Origin of the sequence: Devosia psychrophila (assembly GCF_000971275.1) — a bacterium.
In the GTDB taxonomy this organism is placed as follows: domain Bacteria; phylum Pseudomonadota; class Alphaproteobacteria; order Rhizobiales; family Devosiaceae; genus Devosia; species Devosia psychrophila.
On the sequence record NZ_LAPV01000056.1, the window covers coordinates 53190 to 73432 of the forward strand.

The 20243-nt window shown below is 62.0% G+C and carries 17 protein-coding genes and 1 tRNA gene; 7 read left to right on the plus strand and 11 right to left on the minus strand.

Annotated elements, in window-relative coordinates; translation table 11 throughout:
• Genes flhA through fliF form a run of 6 tightly spaced genes read right to left on the minus strand, consistent with a single transcriptional unit; the run spans position 1 to position 7297 of the window.
• Complete coding sequence (gene flhA, locus WH91_RS04530) at positions 1–2154, minus strand: flagellar biosynthesis protein FlhA (protein ID WP_046169821.1); 2154 nt, start codon at positions 2152–2154, stop codon at positions 1–3.
• Between the two features lie 28 nt (positions 2155–2182).
• Positions 2183–3550, minus strand: coding sequence for a sigma-54-dependent transcriptional regulator FlbD (gene flbD, locus WH91_RS04535; protein WP_046169822.1), 1368 nt, complete (start codon positions 3548–3550; stop codon positions 2183–2185).
• A gap of 11 nt (positions 3551–3561) precedes the next feature.
• Positions 3562–3852, minus strand: a complete 291-nt coding sequence (gene fliN / locus WH91_RS04540; protein WP_046169838.1) for a flagellar motor switch protein FliN — start codon at positions 3850–3852, stop codon at positions 3562–3564.
• A 53-nt stretch (positions 3853–3905) separates the two neighbouring features.
• Positions 3906–4580, minus strand: a complete 675-nt coding sequence (locus tag WH91_RS22425) for a FliH/SctL family protein (RefSeq protein WP_052952590.1) — start codon at positions 4578–4580, stop codon at positions 3906–3908.
• 3 nt (positions 4581–4583) lie between these two features.
• Positions 4584–5660, minus strand: a complete 1077-nt coding sequence (gene fliG / locus WH91_RS04550) for a flagellar motor switch protein FliG (protein ID WP_046169823.1) — start codon at positions 5658–5660, stop codon at positions 4584–4586.
• Positions 5661–5665: 5 nt separating this feature from the next.
• The gene (fliF, locus tag WH91_RS04555; RefSeq protein ID WP_074797665.1) at positions 5666–7297 is read right to left on the minus strand and encodes a flagellar basal-body MS-ring/collar protein FliF; all 1632 of its coding nucleotides are present in this window, start codon (positions 7295–7297) and stop codon (positions 5666–5668) included.
• Between the two features lie 159 nt (positions 7298–7456).
• On the opposite strand from fliF, the gene WH91_RS04560 reads away from it, so the two are divergent.
• Positions 7457–7945 carry a glutathione S-transferase family protein gene (locus WH91_RS04560; RefSeq protein ID WP_199533493.1) on the plus strand — a complete coding sequence of 163 codons (489 nt, stop codon included), beginning with the start codon at positions 7457–7459 and terminating at the stop codon, positions 7943–7945.
• 358 nt (positions 7946–8303) lie between these two features.
• On the opposite strand, the gene sciP is transcribed toward WH91_RS04560, so the two are convergent.
• The 3 genes from sciP to WH91_RS22430 form a co-directional block, all read right to left on the minus strand.
• A complete protein-coding gene (gene sciP, locus WH91_RS04565) occupies positions 8304–8582 on the minus strand; it encodes a CtrA inhibitor SciP (RefSeq protein ID WP_035102845.1) in 279 nt (92 codons plus the stop codon).
• Positions 8583–8764: 182 nt separating this feature from the next.
• Positions 8765–9496 carry a flagellar hook assembly protein FlgD gene (locus WH91_RS04570; RefSeq protein WP_074797663.1) on the minus strand — a complete coding sequence of 244 codons (732 nt, stop codon included), beginning with the start codon at positions 9494–9496 and terminating at the stop codon, positions 8765–8767.
• A gap of 12 nt (positions 9497–9508) precedes the next feature.
• The gene (locus tag WH91_RS22430) at positions 9509–11023 is read right to left on the minus strand and encodes a flagellar hook-length control protein FliK (RefSeq protein WP_052952591.1); all 1515 of its coding nucleotides are present in this window, start codon (positions 11021–11023) and stop codon (positions 9509–9511) included.
• 247 nt (positions 11024–11270) lie between these two features.
• Here WH91_RS22430 and mnmA point away from each other — a divergent pair, with 247 nt between their 5' ends.
• Positions 11271–12422, plus strand: coding sequence for a tRNA 2-thiouridine(34) synthase MnmA (gene mnmA / locus WH91_RS04580; RefSeq protein ID WP_052952592.1), 1152 nt, complete (start codon positions 11271–11273; stop codon positions 12420–12422).
• Positions 12423–12572: 150 nt separating this feature from the next.
• Here the strand turns inward: mnmA and WH91_RS04585 are convergent, their stop codons facing one another.
• The gene (locus tag WH91_RS04585) at positions 12573–12779 is read right to left on the minus strand and encodes a hypothetical protein (protein ID WP_143078207.1); all 207 of its coding nucleotides are present in this window, start codon (positions 12777–12779) and stop codon (positions 12573–12575) included.
• A gap of 150 nt (positions 12780–12929) precedes the next feature.
• On the opposite strand from WH91_RS04585, the gene WH91_RS04590 reads away from it, so the two are divergent.
• Together WH91_RS04590 and WH91_RS04595 are read left to right on the plus strand one after the other, a co-directional pair.
• The gene (locus WH91_RS04590) at positions 12930–13442 is read left to right on the plus strand and encodes an RNA polymerase sigma factor (RefSeq protein WP_046169844.1); all 513 of its coding nucleotides are present in this window, start codon (positions 12930–12932) and stop codon (positions 13440–13442) included.
• Positions 13439–15523 carry a vWA domain-containing protein gene (locus WH91_RS04595; RefSeq protein ID WP_074797661.1) on the plus strand — a complete coding sequence of 695 codons (2085 nt, stop codon included), beginning with the start codon at positions 13439–13441 and terminating at the stop codon, positions 15521–15523. Before WH91_RS04590 ends, WH91_RS04595 begins: the two co-directional genes overlap by 4 nt.
• 183 nt (positions 15524–15706) lie before the next feature.
• On the opposite strand, the gene WH91_RS04600 is transcribed toward WH91_RS04595, so the two are convergent.
• Complete coding sequence (locus tag WH91_RS04600) at positions 15707–16657, minus strand: ring-cleaving dioxygenase (RefSeq protein WP_046169825.1); 951 nt, start codon at positions 16655–16657, stop codon at positions 15707–15709.
• A 437-nt stretch (positions 16658–17094) separates the two neighbouring features.
• Here WH91_RS04600 and WH91_RS04605 point away from each other — a divergent pair, with 437 nt between their 5' ends.
• From WH91_RS04605 to WH91_RS04615, 3 genes are all read left to right on the plus strand, one after another.
• Positions 17095–18330 carry a putative DNA modification/repair radical SAM protein gene (locus WH91_RS04605; RefSeq protein WP_046169826.1) on the plus strand — a complete coding sequence of 412 codons (1236 nt, stop codon included), beginning with the start codon at positions 17095–17097 and terminating at the stop codon, positions 18328–18330.
• 14 nt (positions 18331–18344) lie between these two features.
• Positions 18345–19787 (plus strand): UdgX family uracil-DNA binding protein, encoded by a 1443-nt coding sequence (locus tag WH91_RS04610; RefSeq protein WP_244542425.1) that lies wholly within the window; start codon positions 18345–18347, stop codon positions 19785–19787.
• 80 nt (positions 19788–19867) lie between these two features.
• Positions 19868–19944: transfer RNA gene (locus WH91_RS04615), tRNA-Met, on the plus strand.
• Positions 19945–20243: the final 299 nt, after the last annotated feature.

The following is a 20243-nucleotide window of genomic DNA, read 5'->3' on the forward strand; positions in this document are numbered from 1 at the left end:
TCAGATGCTCCCGACCGTCTTGAGGCGGATGCGCGGATGCACTTCGTTCTGGCTCATCACTACGGTTTGCGGGCGGAACCGCTCGATGATCGAGCGGACATGTGGGCGGATCGAGGGCGAGGTGATCAGGACGGGCAACTCGCCGGCCTGGGCCGCGCGCTCATAGCCCTGCTGGATGCCCGCGATGAACTGCTGCAGCTTGCTCGGCGCCATGGCGAGGTGGCGGTTTTCGCCATCGCCGACCATGGCTTCGGCAAAGTCGCGTTCCCATGTCGGCGACAGGGTCAGTAGCGGCAGGTTGCCATCGGGGCCGAGATTGGCGGCGCAGATCTGACGGGCCAGGCGGCTGCGCACATGCTCGGCGATCATCTGCACGGTGCGGCCGGGGCCGGCGATTTCGGCAATGCCTTCGAGGATGGTCGAGAGATCGCGGATCGAGATGCGTTCAGCCAGCAGCGCCTGCAGCACCCGCTGCACGCCGGATACCGAGATCAGGCCCGGCACGATGTCTTCCACCAGCTTCTGCTGTTCCTTGGGCAGGCCGGACAGCAGCGACTGGACGTTGGCATAGCTCAACAAGTCGGAGACATTGCCCTTGAGCACTTCTGTGAGGTGGGTGGAAATCACCGTCGACGGGTCGATGATCGAGAGGCCGCGCAATTCGGCCTCGTCGCGCAGGGCGGGCTCGATCCAGGTGGCGGGCAGGCCGAAGGTTGGCTCGGTGGTGTGGGTGCCCGGCAGGTCGATCTGGTTGCCATAGGGATCCATGACCATCAACTGGTTGGCATAGATCTCGCCAGCGCCGGCTTCGACTTCCTTGATGCGAACCTTGTAGACATTGGGCTCGAGCTGCATGTTGTCGAGGATGCGGACAGGCGGCATGACGAAACCAAGTTCGACCGCGAGCTGGCGGCGCAACGCCTTGATCTGCTCGGTGAGGCGGTCGCTGCCGTTCTCGTCTTCCTTGACGAGGCTCAGCAGGCCATAGCCCAGTTCGAGCTTGAGCTCGTCGATCTTGAGGCTGTCGGTGATCGGAGCTTCCGAATTCGCAGCATTGCCGGGAGCACCGGGGGCGCCGGGCATGCCGGGCTGGGCCTTGGCTGCCTTCTGGATGTCCTCTTCGGCCTTCCTAGCGTCCTTGGCGACGGCAGCGCGCCAGGCCAAGTAGCCGACGCCGCCGGCCAGAGCCACGAATGGGATGAACGGCATGCCGGGCATGAAGGCCAGCGCGACCATCACGGCCGAGGACATGCCAAGAGCACGCGGATAGCCGGTGAACTGGGCCGAGAGGGCCTTGTCGGCAGAACCGGTGACGCCAGATTTGGAAACGAGGATACCGGCGGCGGTCGAGACGATCAGCGCCGGGATCTGGGAGACGAGGCCGTCGCCGATGGTCAGCAGGGTATAAACGTTGCCGGCTTCCTGGAAGGAAAGGCCTTCCTGCATCATGCCGATCAGCATGCCGGCCGACACATTGATGAAGGTGATGATCAGGCCGGCGATGGCGTCGCCGCGCACGAACTTGGACGCACCGTCCATGTTACCGAAAAAGGCGCTTTCGCCTTCCAGCTCGGCACGACGCTTCTTGGCGGAATCTTCATCGATCAGCCCGGCGCTGAGGTCGGCGTCGATGGCCATCTGCTTGCCGGGCATGGCGTCGAGGCTGAAGCGAGCGGCCACTTCGGCGATACGACCAGAACCCTTGGTGATGACGATGAAGTTCACGATGACGAGGATGATAAAGATCACCACGCCGATGACGAAATTGCCGCGCGTCACGAAATTGCCGAAGGCCTCGATGACGTGACCAGCCGCGGCGGTGCCGTTATGGCCTTCGGAGAGTATCAGGCGGGTGGTGGCAAGGTTGAGGCCCAGCCGCAGCATGGTGGCGATCAGCAGCACGGTCGGGAAGGACGAGAATTCGAGCGGCTTCTGGATAAACAGCGCCGTCATCAGGATCATCACCGAAAAGACGATGGAAATCGCCAGCAGCCCATCCACCAGGAGCGGCGGCAACGGCACGATGAGGATGACGATGAGGCCCATGACACCAACGGCCAGGGCGATGTCGCCCGAGCGCATGATGTCGAGGACCGACCCGACGGAAGGAATCTTGAAGGCAGGACGCGCGGCGTTGTTCGGTAGGTCTGTCATATAGGGGTCCGAAGACTAGAGAGTCGGGTCAGGCTACGGAGCGGCGTTCGCCGGGATCGGGTACAGGGGTACCCTCGTCGGAATACTGGTTCAGCTTGTTTCTGAGCGTCCGGATGGAAATGCCCAGGATATTTGCGGCATGGGTACGATTGCCGAACGTGTGGTCAAGCGTATCGAGGATCAGGTCGCGTTCGACATCGGCCACGGTGCGGCCAACCAGCGCTGCCGACATGGTCTGGGCGGTCTGGGCCAGTTGCGCTGAAAGCGAATGCGTCGAGGCCGCTTCGGTCAGGCCCATGCCGTCGGGCAAGACGATTGCGTCCGGCCCGATGATGTCGTCCGACGACAGCAGCACGGCCCGATGCAGGGTGTTTTCCAGCTCGCGCACGTTGCCGGGCCACGGGGCCTTGAGCAAGGCAGCGCGGGCGTCGGCCGACAGTTCGCGCGGCGGCAGGCCATTGGCCTTGGAATATTTGGCGACGAAGTGCTCGGCCAGCACCGCGATATCGCCGGGACGATCGCGCAGCGGCGGCAGCTTGAGGTTGACGACGTTGAGGCGGAACAGCAGGTCTTCGCGGAAAGAACCTTCGCGCACGGCCTCGTTGAGGTTGCGGTTGGAGGTGGCGAGGATGCGGATATCGACCGGCACCGGCTTGCCACCGCCGACGCGGTCAATCAGGCGCTCCTGGATGGCGCGCAGCAGCTTGGCCTGCAGGCGCACGTCCATTTCGCTGATTTCGTCGAGCAGCAGGGTACCGCCAGAGGCTTCTTCGAACTTGCCGATGCGGCGGGCGATGGCGCCGGTGAACGCACCCTTCTCATGGCCGAACAGCTCGCTCTCGAGCAGGGCTTCCGGAATGGCGGCGCAGTTGACCGAGATGAACGGCTTGTTGGCACGCTTACTGCGGGCGTGGACGTATTTGGCGATGACTTCCTTTCCGGTGCCGCTTTCGCCGGTGATCAGGATCGAGGCGTCGGAGCCGGCGATCTGGTCGGCCATCTTGACGACGCGTTCCATGGCGGGGTCGCGGAACAGGAAATCGGTGGACTCGCGGGTGACGGCGGCGATGACGGCTGCGATCAGTTCGGCATCGGGGGGCAGGGGGATATATTCCTTGGCACCGGCGCGGATGGCGTTGACGGCTGCTGCGGCATTGGCTTCGACGCCGCAGGCCACCACCGGAATGGCGATGCGCTCGGCTTCGAGGCCGGCGATCAGGCCGGCGATATCCATCACGACATCGACCAGCAGCAAGTCGGCGCCACGTCCGGCGCGCAGGGCTGCCAGCGCGATCTCGACCGATGGCGCATGGGCAACCTTGGCCCCACCATTCATCGCCATCTTGGTGGCTTCGCTGAGTTGGCCCTCGAGGGCTCCGACGATGAGCAGACGCATCCTGGCCTCCCTTACTGTGGTTTGATGATTTCGGTCATGGTGACGCCGAGCTTGTTCTCGACGAGGACGATTTCACCACGCGCCACGAGGCGCTCGTTGATGAAGATCTCGACCGCCTCGCCGACCTGGCGATCCAGTTCGATGACGGTGCCGGTATCGAGCCGCAGCAATTCCGAAACCGGCATCTTGGTGCGGCCGAGCACGACCGAAACGCGGACATGCACGTCGAACACGGCTTCGAGGTCGCCGGCGGTGCGTTCGACATGGCCGACGGGGCCATCAGCGCGATTGGGGGCGAGCATTTCCTCGAAGGAAATTTCCTCGGTTCCGGCGACGTCGTTTGGATCGGAAGCGCTCAATGGCCGCTCTCCTGTTGCTTGGCCTGGCCGCTGGTGGCGGCGAGATAGGCTGAAATCTTGCTGTCGATGTCCTTGGAGACGGCGCCGATGTCGCGCACCAGGCCCCCGTCGACCCATTCGAGCCGACCGTCGCCAAGGCGGATGTCGGGATCGCCCATCACGACGAGACGCCCGGCAAAGCCCGAGGTCTGCATGTGGGCAGTGGCGATGTCGCGGATGCCGTCAGCAATGGCAGGATTGCAGCGGACCACCAGATGTGGCACGCCGCTGAGGTTCTGCATGCATTCGGCGATCAGCGCGTCGAGTTCGAGCGTCGGGTAGCGGGCCAGCAGGTGCAGCGCCAGCTTGCGGCCGATGCTGCCCGCCAGCTCGACGGCCTCGCGGCGCACGTCGCGAGTGGCGTCATCCAGTGCTGCGGCCATTTCGGCCGTCTGGGTGGCGAGTGTTCCGGCGGCTGCGGCGAGCGTCTGTGCGGCGACGGCAGTGGCGTTGCGTTCGCCGGTCGCGACGCCCTCGGAATAGGCTTCCTCGCGCGCCTGGGCGATCAGCTGGGCCACCAGGTCTTCGGGCACCATGGGAGTGGGCGGCGCTGACGTGACTGCAGCTGCGGCCGTCACGGGGCGGCTGGCAAGATCGAGATCGAAGGTGAAGCGGGCGTGGGAGGAGGCCATGGGCTACGCCACCATCTGATCGTCGGACTTGGACTTGAGGATGACGATGTCGCCCTTGGCTGCGAGATCCTTGGCCGTCGAGACCATGCGGCCCTGGGCTTCGTCGACATCCTTGAGGCGGACCGGCCCCATGACTTCCATGTCGTCCTTGAGCAGCTTCGCCGTGCGGGCGGACATGTTGTTGAAGAAGGATTCCTTCACCTGATCGTTGGCGCCCTTGAGGGCCATGGCCAGGTCCTTCTTGTCCATCTTGGTGAGTAGGGTCTGGATCGCGGAAGACTCCAGCTTGGCCAGATCCTCGAAGGTGAACATCAGCGACTTGATGCGCTCGGCGTCGTCGCGATTGTGCTCTTCGAGTGTGGTGATGAAGCGAGCCTCGGTCTGGCGATCGAAGCTGTTGAAGATTTCGGCCATCTGCTCATGGCTGTCGCGGCGCTTGGAATGATTGAGTGTCGACATGAATTCGGTGCGCAGGGTGGTCTCGATCTTTTCGAGGATTTCCTTCTGCACCGGGTCGAGACCTAGCATGCGCTGCACCACCTCCATGGCCAGTTCTTCAGGCAGCACCGCCAGCACCTGCGACGCGTGGTCGGTAGCGATCTTGGAGAGCACCACAGCAATGGTCTGCGGATATTCGTTCTTGAGATAGGCAGCCAGCACGTCGGCCTGCACGTTGCTCAGCTTTTCCCACATGTTGCGGCCGGCCGGGCCACGGATCTCTTCCATGATGGAATCGACCTTGTCCTGGCTCAGGAAGCTCAGAAGCAGGCGCTCGGTGCTGTCAGTGTTGCCCGATAGTGAACCGTTGGACGAAACCGTAGTCACGAATTCGATCATCAAGTCGTCGAGCATTTCCTGGGTGATCGGGCCAAGACGGACCATGGCGCGGCTCAGCTGCTTGATTTCGAGTTCGTCCAGCTCGTCAAAGATCGGCTTGCCGTAGTCGGGGCCGAGGGCGAGCATCAGCGCTGCGGCTTTTTCGTCGCCGGTGAGGACGCGATTGGCAGCGCTGTCGCCGACAATGAGCCGCTTGGCGCCAGTGGCGTCGGGTGGGTTTGCGGATTGGGAAACTAGTGACATCGGGGTTACGCCGCCGCACTACCCAGCCAGTCGCGCACGATCAATGCGGCCTGGCGGGGGTTTTCTTCGACGAGAATACCGACGGTCTTCAGAGTTTGGAGCTGGGTCTCGCCCATGGACTTGGCATTGGCCACCCAGGCCGGGGTCTTGTCGCGAGCCTCTTCTATTTCGGCGATGACCTGGCCGTCGGCGCTCAGCACGCCGTGATGACCGAGTTCGGCCGCAGGCGGCAGAGCCAATGCCTGAGTTTCGGGGCTCAGGGCCTTCTTGATCAGCGGACGCATGACGAAGAACACCAGTGCCAAGGCGATCAGCAGGGTCACGGCCATTTCGGCACCGTTCATCAGGTCGTCGCGGGTAAAGTCGAGCAGGCCACCAGCGGCATCGGTGCCCGGCGCGGCCAGCTCAGGCCGCTCGGCAAACTGCATGTTGACGACTTCGACGCTGTCGCCGCGGGTTTCCGAAAAACCGACGGCGGAACGTACCAGGGTCAGGATTTGAGCGACTTCATCGGCGCTGCGCGGCGTATAGGTCGCGGTACCGGACGGGTCGGTGACATAGACACCGTCGACCACGACCGCGACCGACAGGCGCTTGACCGAACCGGCTTCGGTGACGGCGGTCTGCGTAGTCTTGGAAATTTCGTAGTTGGTGACTTCTTCGCTGGAGGTGCCCTGTTCGGTTGCGCCGCCCGAGCCAACGTTCTGGCTGGCGCCGGGCAGTTCATTGGCGACAGTGACCTGCCCGTTTGCTCCGCCGGTCAGGTTTTCCGTCTCGCGCACTTGGCTGGAGCGGACGACCTGGCTTTCAGGGTCGAACTTTTCCTCGGTGGTGGTGGAGCGGTTGAAGTCGATCTCGGCTGATACTTCGACGCGAGCACGGCCGGGCCCAACGACATTGGCCAGCATGTCCTCGACGCGGGTGCGCAGGCGGTTTTCGTAGCCGAGGGTGCGTTCAGCGGCGTCGCCGGCCAGGGCGCCCTGTGCGTCGTCGTCGGTGCCAGAAGCGAGCAAGTTGCCCTGATCATCGACGATCGAGACGCGGGCCGGGGTCAGGCCTTCGATGGCTGACGCCACGAGGTGCTGGATGGCGCGGATTTCGCCGTTGCCGAGTTCGCCACGAACCGACAGCACGATGGAGGCGGATGGATCGGTCTTTTCGCGGCGGAACAGTTCGCGCTCGGGCAGCACCAGGTGGACGCGGGCGGACTTGATGCGGTTGAGCGAGCCGATGGTGCGGGCCAGCTCGCCCTCGAGCGCGCGCACGTTGTTCAGGTTCTGCACGAAGCTCGTCGCACCGAGCGTAGACTGCTGGTCGAAGATTTCATAACCGACCTGGCCGCGCGTCGGCAGGCCTGAGCCGGCCAGCGTCATGCGGGTGGTGGTGATATCGTCGCGCGGGATGAGAATGGTGTCGCCATCGCCGCGCAGTTCATAGGCGATGTTGAGGGTCTGCAGTTCGGTGACGATGGCCGAGGAATCTTCAAGGCTGAGCCCGGTATACAGCGGCGCCAGGTTGGGAGCCTGCGCGCGTGTGATAAGAAAGCCGAAGAAGCCCAGCATAAGCACGGCGACGACCGCCATCGCTGCCAGACGAGGCAGGCCTATCCGGCTGATCAGCTGCGAGAAGTTTTCCACGCCGGTACTCAATTCGAAGGTAGACCATGCCGACGCAAACGCACGTGGAGGCCGCTGGGCAAAAATTACCTACCTGATGGTAAACAATGTCTTAACTCCCCGTTGCAGTTTGCAAATTCCGGCAAAAAATGCCGGGGAGAGTGTGGAAAGGATGAACAAATGTTCAAACTTCTGGGACGAACCACGTCGATCAATGTGCGCAAGGTTCTGTGGGCGCTCGATGAGTTGAATATGGCCTACGAACGGGAGGACTGGGGACTCCCCATTCGCGATCCCAAAACACCCGAATTCAAGGCCCTAAATCCCAATGCGCAGGTTCCGGTTTTGATCGAGGGTAAGTTCGTGCTGTGGGAGAGCAATGCGATCCTGATTTATCTGGCCGGGCGGGAGGGGAGGCTGCTCCCCGGTCAGTTGCAGCAGCGAGCGCTGGCGTTGCAATGGCTGGGCTGGCAGGCGGCCGAACTCAATCCGCCGTGGGGCTATGCGGTGAATGCGCTGATCCGAAAGACGCCGGGTTACGACGATGCGGCCAAGATCGCCGAGTCGATGGCGAAGTGGGGCGCCAAGATGGAGATTTTGGAGGCACACCTGGCGCGGGGTGAGGCTTTGTGGCGGGGGACGAGTTTACCATTGCCGATATTTCGCTAGGGCTGTCGATCCATCGCTGGATATCGATCTCGGCGGAGAAACCGGTGTTGCCGACTGTTGAGCAGTATTATGGGCGGCTGATGAGGCGGGAAGCCGGGGCGCGGTGGATGGGGCCGATGACACCATAAGGAAGAATACCCCCATCTAGCCTCCCCCTGAAAAGGCGGAGGAATTCCATCGAGCTTTTGGCCCGATGGCGCGGCACCCACAGAAGGAACTCCTCCCCCTGATCAGGGGGAGGCTGGGTGGGGGTATCCGACGATGACTCTTTCTGCCCTGCGGGACAGCACAAAGCCCGCCAGGTTTCCCAGGCGGGCTTTGAAATGTTACCTGACTGATGTCCGGCACGTCGAAGGGTTTAGCCCTCGCGGTAGTGCTGGATCCAGGTGGTGCGCAAACCAGCGAGGCCGTGTTTATCGATGGCGGCCTGCCAGTTCAGAAATTCATCGACGCTCAATGTGTAGCGGTCACAGGCCTCTTCGAGGCTTAGCAGCCCGCCGCGAACGGCAGCGACGACTTCGGCTTTGCGGCGGATGACCCACCTCCGCGTATTAGCGGGGGGAAGATCTGCGATCGTGAGCGGACTTCCGTCCGGTCCGATAACGTACTTAACGCGAGGACGCATTTGTACGGTCATTTTACTCTCTACTCAAACCTGACCATATGATGAGAGACTAGGCTAACGGCCTTAAAATTCGACTAAAGGGAAACTTACAACTGGTTAAGAATGGTCTTGGATTTCAAAGCGTTGATTCAAGTCTACCCAAAACAAGACACCCCCGCGCTGGCGGGGGTGTGAGGACGTGAAACGACGCTCGATCAAGCGGCTTTGTCGTCTTCTTCTTCCGTGTCTTCGGCGACCGCTGGCGTTGTCGGCTTGGGCACTGCCGTTACGTCGGGAACGCGCACGTCGGTCACGTCGGTAATGGTAACCTTGCGTGAGCCAACGGTTAGGATCGGAACGTCGCCGGTGAAATCGACGGCAGTCACCACGCCGATCGAGGCGGTGCTGATCTTGACGTCCTGGCCGTTGGAATCCTTACCCTGGATGTCGATAGTATAGACGCCGTTTGGCTTCATGGCACCGTCACTGCCCTTGCCGTCCCAGCGGAAGGTGCCGGGGCCCAGGGCCAGCGGGCCCGTCTGGTTGTAGACGATCTGCCCCTTGGCATCCTTGATGGTGATGGTCGCATTGGCGGCAGTTGCATCGGCGCTATAGGCCCAGAAGGCGGCGTTGGTGGAGCTGAGCTCGCCAGTCTTGCCCGAGGAAGTCACTTCCTTGCCGATGTAAGATACGGCATCGGATTTGGCGGTGTTCTGGCCGGACAGCATCAGCGTTTCGAGAAACTCATTGGTCTTGAGCTGCTGCTCGACGCCGGTGAATTGCACGAGTTGCTGGGTGAAGGCGTTGGTATCCATCGGATCCAGCGGATTCTGGTTCTTGAGCTGAGTGGTCAGGATGCTCAGGAAGGTATCGAAGTTGTCGGCGATGCCGGCTCGCGAGGTAGCCAACGCGCTGGTATTTGTTCCGGAAACGCTACTGACGGCCATGGTACCTACTCCTTACGCGATGATGTTGACGCCGCTGGCACTCAGATTGCCGCGGTAAAGGTTGACTGTGGGCGGCACAACCTCATCGGCCTCCGCCAGGTCGGTGCCGAACAGCCCGTTGCGGCCATCGCCGTTCTGGCCCTGCTGGCCACCGGCGAACGGATTTTGCTTCAGCGAAAATTCGAGATTGGTCTTGGAGCTATCGAGGCCAGCCTGCTGCAAGGCGCGTTCCAGCGCGCGCTGGTCGCGCTGCATCAGGTCGAGCGTTTCGGCCTTCTCTACGGTGAGGCGCGCATTGACCTGGCCGGAGGCGTCGATATCGAGCCTTACGTCGATCTTGCCCAGTTCGGCCGGATCGAGCCTGATCTGGAAGCGGGTATTGCCGTCGCTGACCTGGCGGGCCATCTCGAAGGCCAGTTGCGGCAGGTTGAGCTGCTGCTGGCTGGTCTGATAGCCGGTCTGCACCACGCGGGGTGCAGCAACTGCATCTACCCTGGCAGCATGCACCGGTTGTGCTGCGCTTTGCGGGTCAGGTTGCTTGTCATTTGCTGCTGCGGCGACGCCAGTTGGCTTGGCATCTGCTGGCTTGCCGTCGTCGGACTTCTGATTGGTGTCGCCATCCGAGGGCTTGTCGCTGTCCTTGGTCGCTGGCTTGACCTCGAGAGAGGCGTCGACGGTCTTGTCAGCAGTCGGCTGAACGTCCGGCGCTGCTGCATCCTCGGTCTTGGTGGTTAGTGCCGAGGCGGGGAGCTTGAGTTCGGGAGTAGCCAGCGCCGGGGTGGCATCGGCGGTGACGGTCGGCTTCATCGCATTGGCTAGCGCGGCCTTGAGATCGAGGTCGGTGCCAACACTTTCCTGCAGCTCGGCCAGCGCGTCCGGCTTCGCTCCGCCCTGGTTGAGGGCGGTGAGGAGAGCGGCCAGCTTGTCGCCAACGGCCTTGAGTTGTGCCGACAGCTCTGCTGAAGCTGACGGATCGGTGTGACCGAGCAGCGAGCCTGCGAGCGGCCCGAAGGCTTCCACGAGCTTGCTCGAGAGGCTGTCGTCCACGCTGGCGGTGCCTGCCATCAGGGCGGCCATCTCGTCGGCGGTGGGCATGTCGGTGAGATCGATGCCGAGACGCTGCGCGAGGTCGCTTAGCAGCGTATCGAGTTCCTTGAGCGCCTCGGGATCGAGCGTTTCACCGGCCGCCAGCTTGGCCTTCAGGGCGGCCAGTCCATCGATCACTGCCGTCAGTTCGGGCTTGACGACTTCGGGGGTAACAATGGCGACCTGCGCATCGATCACGGCGGCAATGGCCTCGGGGTCATCGCGCTTTTCATCTTCGCCAGGCTTGGCGCCTGCCGATGGGGTGACGTTATCGTTCGACGGCTTGGCATTAGCAGTCGGTGCCTCGGGCTTATCTGCGCCGGCGGCGCCGAGCAGGGCGGCAAACGCGTCCTTGCCGTCGGCTTCCGCAGCAGGGCTGCCAAAAGCCCTGGTGTTGGAGACACCGGCAGTGCTGGTTGTAACGGTCAGATGTGATGCCACTAAAGCAGACCTGCAGAATGAGACTAATCCAGCCCAGCCAATGCAGGCGCCGTGCCAAGTCGGTTTGGCCGCGAAATTTCATTTGATTTCAAAGGGGTGATGACTGCGTGTCAGCCCGGCCTACTCGGCAGTCTCGGCTAGTGCGGCAAAAGCTGCCGGGCAAATGTTGCGGGGATCGCCTGAAAGAGGTAATAGCCCGAACTCGAATTCGTCCGCTGGCCCTTGAACCCAACCGGATACCAGAAAGATGCTGAACTCGCTTGATATTGCCAAGCGTCCCGAAGACACGCGCGTCGTTGTCGCGATGTCGGGGGGCGTGGATTCCTCAGTGGTTGCCGGCCTGCTGGCCGCCCAGGGCTATGACGTCGTCGGCGTCACGCTGCAGCTGTACGACCATGGTGAGGCCACCCATCGCAAGGGTGCCTGCTGTGCCGGGCAAGACATCCACGATGCCCGCCGGGTCGCTGCAACGCTGAACATTCCCCATTACGTGCTCGACTATGAAGAGCGCTTCAAGCGCTCGGTCATCGCGCCGTTTGCCAATGCCTATCAGCAGGGCGAAACCCCGGTGCCCTGCATTGCCTGCAACCAGTCGGTCAAGTTCGTCGACCTGATGGAAGTGGCGCGCGACCTCGGCGCTGATGTGCTGGCGACCGGTCACTATGTGCAGTCGCGCCGCGGCGATGACGGACGCCGGCAGCTGTTCCGCCCGGTCGATGGCGATCGTGACCAGACCTATTTCCTGTTCGCCACGACGCAGAGCCAACTCGATTACCTGCGCTTTCCGCTCGGCGGCATGAGCAAGGCGGCGGTGCGCGAAATGGCGCGCGAGATGGGGCTTGAGATTGCCGAAAAGCACGACAGCCAGGACATCTGCTTCGTGCCGCAGGGCAAATATGCCGACATCATCCGCAAGATGCACCCGGAAGCGGTGGCAACCGGCGAGATCGTGCATCTCGACGGCCGCGTGCTGGGCACGCATGACGGCATCGTCAATTACACCATTGGCCAGCGCAAGGGCCTCGGCGTTGCGGCCGGTGAGCCGCTCTATGTGATCAAGCTCGAGCACAAGACCTGCCGCGTCATCGTCGGTCCGCGCGAGGCGCTCAAGACCCACACCGTGCGCCTGCGCAACGTCAATTGGCTCGGCGCGACACCGCTGGCCGAGTTGTCGGCGGGCAATGGCGCGCCGGTAGAGGTCAAGGTGCGTTCCACCCGTGGCCCGCAGCCGGCGGTGATCCAAATGCAGGGCGACGAGGTGTTCGTGACGCTGGTGAGCGGCGAATACGGGATTTCGCCGGGGCAGGCCTGCGTATTTTACGCGGATGATACAGCAACGTCGGAAGTCTGGGGCGGTGGGTTTATCGCGGAGGCTGTGCCGCAGGTGTTTGCGGCTTAGCTGCAAAATAACACCACACTCTATGTCATCCCGGCCTTGAGCCGGGATCCATCTCGAGATTACACCACAGCCGCAAGGTGGTTCTGCCAACCATCTCAGGATGGGCCCCGGGTCAAGCCCGGGGTAACATCGTGGGTGGGGAGCTTGCCGTTACTGGGCGGGAGCCACAGCAACAGGAGCTCCATCGGCCGGCGCCGCGCCGGTGGTCGCCTCGGCATTGGCTTCGCGCAGCGCCTGGTAGGCGTTGATGCCACCCATCGAGGTCGAGATCGCAATGATGATGATCATCACGCCCAGCACTAGGATCAGCACGCGGGCAGGGTTCATTGCGAACGGGCTCTGCTTGGGTTCTTCCATGACGACCTCGAAATAATTCCGCATTGCGCCCAAAGGGATGAGCAAGCACAGGCGTCTTAGCACTACAATGGTCGCTAAAGTAAGGCTTGGCGAGTGCATGCTGCAGTGACGGAACTCTATGCCGCATCCCCGATCGACCCCAGGCACGCGCTGACGCAGGCCCTGGTGGTGCGCGCACAAAATGGCGACGTGGAAGCGTTTGGCGAGCTGATCGGGGATCACTACGACATGATCCACCGCACCGCCTGGAAATGGTGCGGCAATCGCGCCGATGCCGAGGACATCGCACAGGATGTCTGCGTCAAGCTTGGCTCGGCGATATCTAGTTTCGATGGGCGCAGTGCGTTTTCGAGCTGGGTCTATCGCATCACGCTCAACGCCGTGCGCGACCTGCAGCGGGCCGGCAAGCGGCGTGGCCGGCATTCCGATGCTTATGCGGAGGTGACGCCCGATGAGCACCCGGCCGACCAGGAGGAGGCCGCGACCAGCCGCCAGCTATGGGCAGCGGTGCGGCAATTGCCCGAGAAACAGCGCGATGCGGTGCTGCTGGTCTATGCCGAGGAACTGAGCCATGCGGCGGCGGCCGAGATCATGGGTATCCGCGAAGCCACGGTGTCCTGGCACGTGCATGAGGCACGCAAGACCCTGAGGGGGCTGCTATGAGCGACGATAACAACATGCACGACGATCCGTTGAACGGCCTTAAGAACGCCAACACGCCGGACCCGCGCGCCGACGCAAAACAGCGCTCGCTGGCGGCCGGCATGGCGGCTTTCGAGGCGGCGCAGAAAAAAACTCAAACCACGCCCCAAGGAAATCCATGGGGCCGGCGTCTCACGTCCATCATCGCATCCTTGAAAGGGATCAAGATCATGGACCTGCGCCTTCCCATCGGCACCGCCGTCATCGCGCTGATCGCGCTGCCGCTCGGCTACCAGCTTTATTCGAGCACATCGATGACCCCGGCAGAGGTCGCGGTGCAACGCCCGGCGATCGTCACGCCCGTTAAGGAGCAGGCCAAGACCGAGCAGCGCGTCGAGGCGCCGACCGTGACGGCCGAACCGGTTGCGCCCGCCACCGAGCCGCAGCTCATGCAGGACGAGACTGCGTCCAGCACGCTGACCCGTCAGGCTCCGCCCGATGTCGGTTCTCCGCCCACTGTCAGTGGCAAAATGGCTGCGCCTGCACAGAGCATGGCCGCGTCCGCCGATGCGATGTTCGAGAGCGAGATGGCAATGCCGGCGCCGATGCCGTCGATGGTGGCGCTGCCGACCGAGCCGAGCGGCGACACGTTCACCAGCTTTGACGAGCAGCGCCTCAAGGCCGTGGCCGATGAGCCGGTCTCGACCTTCTCGATCGATGTCGATACCGCCAGCTATGCCTATACGCGGCGCATGCTGGAAGATGGTTTCGTGCCCGAGCCCGATGCCGTGCGCATCGAGGAACTGATCAACTATTTCCCCTATGATTACCCCGCCGCCGACAGCGCCGCAGTGCCGTTCAAGCCGACCATGGCGGTATATCCGACGCCGTGGAACCCCAAGACGCAGCTCTTGCAGATTGGCATCAAGGGCTATGTGCCGACCGTCGCAGAAGACAAGGCCAGCAACCTGGTGTTCCTGATCGACACCTCGGGCTCGATGGATGAGCCCGACAAGCTGCCGCTGCTGAAGCGCGCCTTTTCCCTGCTGGTCGATCAGCTTTCGGCCAATGATACGGTCGCCATCGTGGTCTATGCCGGCTCGGCGGGCGTGGTGCTGGAGCCGACCGTGGCCACCGACAAGGCGAAAATCCTCGGCGCGCTGGACAATCTGGCGGCCGGCGGCAGCACGGCTGGCGCCGAAGGGATAGCGCTGGCGTACCGGCTAGCAGAACAGGGCAAGATCGAGGGTGGCACCAATCGCGTCATCCTCGCTACCGATGGCGATTTCAATGTCGGCATCGACGATCCCGAGGCATTGGAAGACTTCATCAAGGCCAAGCGCGACAGCGGCACGACGCTATCGGTGCTGGGCTTTGGCCAGGGTAATCTCGACGACGCGACGATGCAGGCGCTGGCCCAGAACGGCAATGGCAATGCCAGCTACATCTCCAGCTTCCGCGAAGCCCAGAAAGTGCTGGTCGAGGAAATGGGTGGCACGCTGGACATGATCGCCAAGGACGTGAAGATTCAGGTCGAGTTCAACCCGGCCGTGGTCAGCGAATATCGCCTGATCGGCTACGAGACCCGCGCGCTTAACCGCGAGGATTTCAACAATGACAAGGTCGACGCGGGCGATATCGGCGCCGGGCATACGGTCACGGCGATTTATGAGATCACCCCGGCAGGCTCGGGCGCCGAGCTGATCGATCCGCTGCGCTATGGCCAGACCAACGAGACCCCGACAGCAGGCGACGAAATCGCCTTCCTGCGTATGCGCTACAAGCTGCCGGACAGCGACGTCAGCCAGTTGATCGAAGTGCCGGTGACGCCTGACGTCGTCTACGGCGACATCGCCGACGTCAGCGCCGACATGCGCTATGCCGCCGCCGTCGCCGCCTTCGGGCAAAAGCTAAAGGGGTCCGACTATGGCGGGGAGATGAGTTGGGACGAGATCGAGGCCTTGGCCCGGTCTGGCCGTGGGGCGGACGATAGCGGCTATCGGGTGGAGTTCATCAACCTGATCAAGACCGCTAGTCTGCTGAAGCCGGATACGGATAGGAATCCGTGTGACACGCCAGCGAGTGGCGAGGTGTGCCAGTAGGGACGCCCTTCGACCTACATAGCGCCTCACCAATACCAACTTTCTATTTCCTCGGGCTTGACCCGAGGGCCATTCGCCACTTGTGCGGCCTTAATTGGCGCTCGGGTCGAGCCCGAGGGAAAAAGTAGGGTGCATGAGTGGTGCCCAAATGGGCGGAGCTGTGACAGCGCCGCCCCTTTCGCCCTAGACCAGTGGCTTCAACCCGGCCTCGATGCTTGCGCGGCGACCTTCGAGGAATGGCGGCAATGCCAAGCTTTCACCCAATGTTTCCATTGGCTCATCCGCCGAAAATCCCGGTACGTCGGTGGCAATCTCAAACAGGATGCCATTCGGCTCGCGGAAATACAGCGAGGTGAAGTAGAAGCGCTCCACTTCGCCGCTCGAGCGCAGTCCTGCCTTGCCGACCCGATCGATCCATTGGCGCAAACTATCCTGATCCGGGGTGCGGAAGGCGACGTGATGCACGCCACCGGCACCGGGACGGGCGGGTGCCAGTGTCGGATCCACAGCGACATGGATTTCGGCGCCGGGGCCGCCAGGACCCATTTCATAGACATGGGTTTCAGGCGTGTGGCTAGTCGTAGCGTATTCGCGAACCTTGCGCATGTTCATCACCTGGGTCAGCACTGCCTCGGTGCGGTCAAGCTCGGGCACCGATAGCGTAATCGGGCCAAGGCCGATGATCTGCTGCTCGGCGGGCACAGGCGACTTGGCCCAAGGCACGACCTTGTTGGCGCCGTCGATCACCATGCGGAAGCGCTGGCCCTCGAAATCTTCGAAATCGAGCGATAGCTGGCCGTTGCGCTCCTTGATGGCGCCGGTGCCGACATTGTTGTTCTGCAGGTGGTTCTTCCACCAATTCAGGCTGTCCTCGCTGGCAACACGGAGACCGGTGCGGCCAACCGTGTGATTGCCGCGGCTTTCCTTGGGCGCGTCGAAATCAAAGAAGGTCAGGTCGGCGCCGGGGGAAGCAACGCCGTCACCGTAGAACAGGTGATAGGCGGTGGTGTCGTCCTGGTTGACGGTCTTTTTGATCAGCCGCATGCCCAGGGTCTGGGTGTAGAATGCGAGGTTCTTCTTCGCCTCGGCGGTTACCGCCGTGAGGTGATGGATGCCTCCGAGTTCGAGTGTCATGATGCAATCTCCTATCCGGACGCGAACACCGCGTTCCTGCTACGATAGATGTAGAACACCCGACGCCATTTGAGCAGGTGGACAATCAGGACGCACTGATGTCGATTTTTGAACGATGCATACGGTGAGCATTCAGTCGTCAACCCTCCCCTGCGGGAGGGGAAGCGAGATAGGAGTTAGCTTGCTAACTCCGTGATGGCGCCGGGTGGGGTGCGAGAGCCCCGAAATACGGGCCAGCCGACCTCCCCCTTGATCCTTCTGACCTAAAACCGCTCCACTGGAGCGCTTTTGCCTTCGGCCGGTTTAATGCCCGCAAGGGGGAGGGTGTCGACTGCGCGTTCACCCCCCCGATCACAATTGCCCGACACCCACCTTTTTGACATGCGTTATCACTGCTCATGCGCTATCCATCGTTCCTGAACATAAAGGGAACAAACATGGCCGCGCTGACTTTGCGTCGCAAGCTGGCGATCTTGTCCGATGCTGCGAAATACGATGCGTCCTGTGCATCTTCGGGCACCGAGAAGCGCAGCAGCGCCGGCACCGGTGGTATCGGGTCGACCGAGGGCAGCGGCATCTGCCACTCCTACGCGCCAGACGGCCGCTGCATTTCGCTGCTCAAAATCCTGCTGACCAACTTTTGCGTCTATGACTGCATCTACTGCGTCAATCGCTCGTCTTCCAACGTGACGCGAGCCCGCTTCAGTGTCGAAGAAGTGGTCAAGCTGACGCTGGATTTCTACAAGCGCAATTACATCGAAGGCCTGTTCCTGTCTTCGGGGATCATCCAATCGCCCGACTACACCATGGAAGAACTGGTTCGCGTGGCGCGCTCGCTGCGGCTGGAGCATCACTTCGCCGGCTACATCCATCTCAAGGTCATTCCCAATGCCTCGCCGGATTTGCTGATCGAGGCCGGACGCTGGGCTGATCGGCTGTCGACCAATATCGAGATGCCGACCGATATTGGGCTGGAGCAACTGGCGCCGGAAAAGAAGCCGAGCGAGATCCGCACCGCCATGGCCAATGTGCGCGGCAAGCTGGACGAGGCAGGCCCCGACAAGAAGGCCCGGGCCAAAAAGCCGAAATTTGCGCCGGCCGGACAATCGACGCAGATGATCATCGGCGCCGATGCGGCCGACGACGGGGTGATCCTCAATCGAGCGGCCGGCCTCTATTCCGGCTACAAACTGCGCCGCGTCTACTACTCGGCCTTTTCGCCGATACCTGATTCCAGTTCGCGGCTTCCCCTCAAGGCCCCGCCACTGATGCGCGAGCACCGCCTGTATCAGGCCGATTGGCTGATCCGCTTTTATGGCTTCGACGTGCCGGAAATCATCTGGGGAGGGGAAGATGGGTTGCTCGATCTCAATATCGATCCCAAGCTGGCTTGGGCGCTGAAAAGCCGGGCGCGCTTTCCGGTCGATGTAAACCGAGCCGATCGCGAAATGCTGCTGCGGGTGCCGGGGCTGGGCACGAAAAGCATTGATCGTATTCTTAGTACGCGCCGGCATCATCGCCTGCGGCTGGAGGATGTTGCGCGCATTGCCGGCACCATCGACAAGGTGCGGCCGTTCATCGAGGCGGCCGACTGGACCCCGGGCGGGCTGACCGACGACGCTCGCCTGCGCGCCAAGCTGACACCGCAGCCCGAGCAGTTGAGCCTGTTCTGATGCAGGTGATCCGCATGCAATCGCCGAACGACTTTGCCGAGTGGCGCAGCAAGGCGCGACAGTTGCTGGCGGCCGGTTTGTCCCCGGAGCAGGTCGAATGGCGTATGATGGACGATGCGGCTAGCCTTTTGGACAGCGACGATGCCCTCGATCTTCCAGCGGCGACCCAACCGGTGGGCTCCGTTCCGCGACAATTCCTCGATCTCGCCGAACAGGCCATATGTCACACCGATCCGGCGCGGTTTTCCTTGCTCTATCAACTGCTTTGGGCACTGCAGGCTGATAGCCAATTGCTGGCCGATGCCACACTCGATGCTAACAGTCTGTTAACAAAAAGGGTCTCGGCGGTGCGTCGCGACAGCCACAAGATGAAAGCCTTCGTTCGCTTCAAATCCATCGCCGACGACTCCGGCCTCGAGCGCTACGCTGCCTGGTTCGAGCCGGAACATTATACGCTCGAACTCACCGCGCCATTTTTTGCCCGTCGTTTCGACGGCATGATGTGGGCCATCGTCACCCCCTATCGCAGCGCCTATTGGGACGGCGAAAGCCTGGCCTTCGGGCCCGGGGGAAGCAAATCGGACGTGCCACAGGACGACGCGGTAGAGGACGACTGGAAGACCTATTTCTCCTCGATCTTCAATCCGGCTCGCCTCAAGGTCGCGATGATGAAATCGGAAATGCCGATGAAATACTGGCGCAACCTGCCCGAGGCCGAACTCATTGCCCCCCTGATCCGCAATGCCCGGCAGATGGAGGCCGAGATGATCGAACGCACCGCAACGCAGCCACCATCGCGACACCTTCGCCAGCAGGCCCGCGAGCCCGATCTCATTGAAAACGCAGCGGAAATCACCAGCCTCGCCGATGCACGATCAGCCGTGCAGGGCTGCCAGCGCTGCCCGCTATACGAGCACGCGACCCAGGCGGTATTCGGCGAAGGCCCCCAACATGCCGACGTGATGTTCGTTGGAGAACAGCCCGGCGACCAGGAGGATCTGGCAGGCAAGCCTTTCATCGGTCCGGCAGGCAAAGTGCTTGATGCTGCAGTCGAAAAAGTCGGCATCGACCGCTCCAGAGTCTATGTCACCAATGCGGTCAAGCACTTCAAATTTGAGCCGCGCGGCAAGCGCCGCATTCATCAGAGGCCCGATGGCGGCGAAGTCCAGGCCTGCAAGTTCTGGCTCAATCTAGAGATCGGTTTCGTCAAACCCAAGGTCATCGTTGCACTAGGCGCCACCGCCGCAACCAGCCTGCTCGGCAGGACCGCGACTATCGGCAAACTCCGCGGCGCTCCGATCACCATGGATGATGGCACGATCCTCTTTGTTACCAACCATCCCTCCTATCTGCTGCGGATTCCTGACCTGGAAGGCAAGGCGCGGGAGCAGGCGAAATTCGAGGACGACTTGATCCTCGTGCGGGAGGCGATTGCCGGTCTGTGCACACGGCATTGAATGAGCCCGACTAGCGGCTTGACAGGTGGATGTGCTAAATCTAGTAGATGCATCGCCGGGGAAACCCGCGTGCTTCTTGAAGCGGAGTAGCTCAGTTGGTTAGAGCAGCGGAATCATAATCCGTTTGTCGGCGGTTCGAATCCGCCCTTCGCTACCATTCAAAACGCCGGAAACCTTAGGGTCTCCGGCGTTTTTGTTTCATGATGGTGGGTGCTGGATATCGTTTAGGGCGCATTTAGGGCAGAGGAGCGCGTCTCCAAAGTGGCGCGATCGCTCCGTTGCCAGGCTGCGGATAGACCTTGGCGCGGGGGCTTCCCGCTGCGTTGAGCTGTCATACCAACAGTTGTTATGATTGACCGATGTGTTCCCATTTGCGCATGCCGATGGACGAGATGGTTTCGGGCTTGTCGATTAGGTTGTTCCAGGCTTGGCAGTCGGCATCGATGATGGCGTCGT

Bases quoted from the DNA above. Each gene is read 5' to 3' on its own strand.
- WH91_RS04595 (WP_074797661.1), top strand. From the start codon at position 13,439: ATGAGCGACGATAACAACATGCACGACGATCCGTTGAACGGCCTTAAG.
- WH91_RS04585 (WP_143078207.1), bottom strand. From the start codon at position 12,779: ATGGAAGAACCCAAGCAGAGCCCGTTCGCAATGAACCCTGCCCGCGTG.
- WH91_RS04600 (WP_046169825.1), bottom strand. From the start codon at position 16,657: ATGACACTCGAACTCGGAGGCATCCATCACCTCACGGCGGTAACCGCC.
- WH91_RS22425 (WP_052952590.1), bottom strand. From the start codon at position 4,580: ATGGCCTCCTCCCACGCCCGCTTCACCTTCGATCTCGATCTTGCCAGC.
- WH91_RS04610 (WP_244542425.1), top strand. From the start codon at position 18,345: ATGCAATCGCCGAACGACTTTGCCGAGTGGCGCAGCAAGGCGCGACAG.
- WH91_RS04560 (WP_199533493.1), top strand. From the start codon at position 7,457: ATGTTCAAACTTCTGGGACGAACCACGTCGATCAATGTGCGCAAGGTT.
- sciP (WP_035102845.1), bottom strand. From the start codon at position 8,582: ATGACCGTACAAATGCGTCCTCGCGTTAAGTACGTTATCGGACCGGAC.
- WH91_RS04605 (WP_046169826.1), top strand. From the start codon at position 17,095: ATGGCCGCGCTGACTTTGCGTCGCAAGCTGGCGATCTTGTCCGATGCT.
- mnmA (WP_052952592.1), top strand. From the start codon at position 11,271: ATGCTGAACTCGCTTGATATTGCCAAGCGTCCCGAAGACACGCGCGTC.
- flhA (WP_046169821.1), bottom strand. From the start codon at position 2,154: ATGACAGACCTACCGAACAACGCCGCGCGTCCTGCCTTCAAGATTCCT.
- flbD (WP_046169822.1), bottom strand. From the start codon at position 3,550: ATGCGTCTGCTCATCGTCGGAGCCCTCGAGGGCCAACTCAGCGAAGCC.
- fliG (WP_046169823.1), bottom strand. From the start codon at position 5,660: ATGTCACTAGTTTCCCAATCCGCAAACCCACCCGACGCCACTGGCGCC.
- WH91_RS04570 (WP_074797663.1), bottom strand. From the start codon at position 9,496: ATGGCCGTCAGTAGCGTTTCCGGAACAAATACCAGCGCGTTGGCTACC.
- fliN (WP_046169838.1), bottom strand. From the start codon at position 3,852: ATGCTCGCCCCCAATCGCGCTGATGGCCCCGTCGGCCATGTCGAACGC.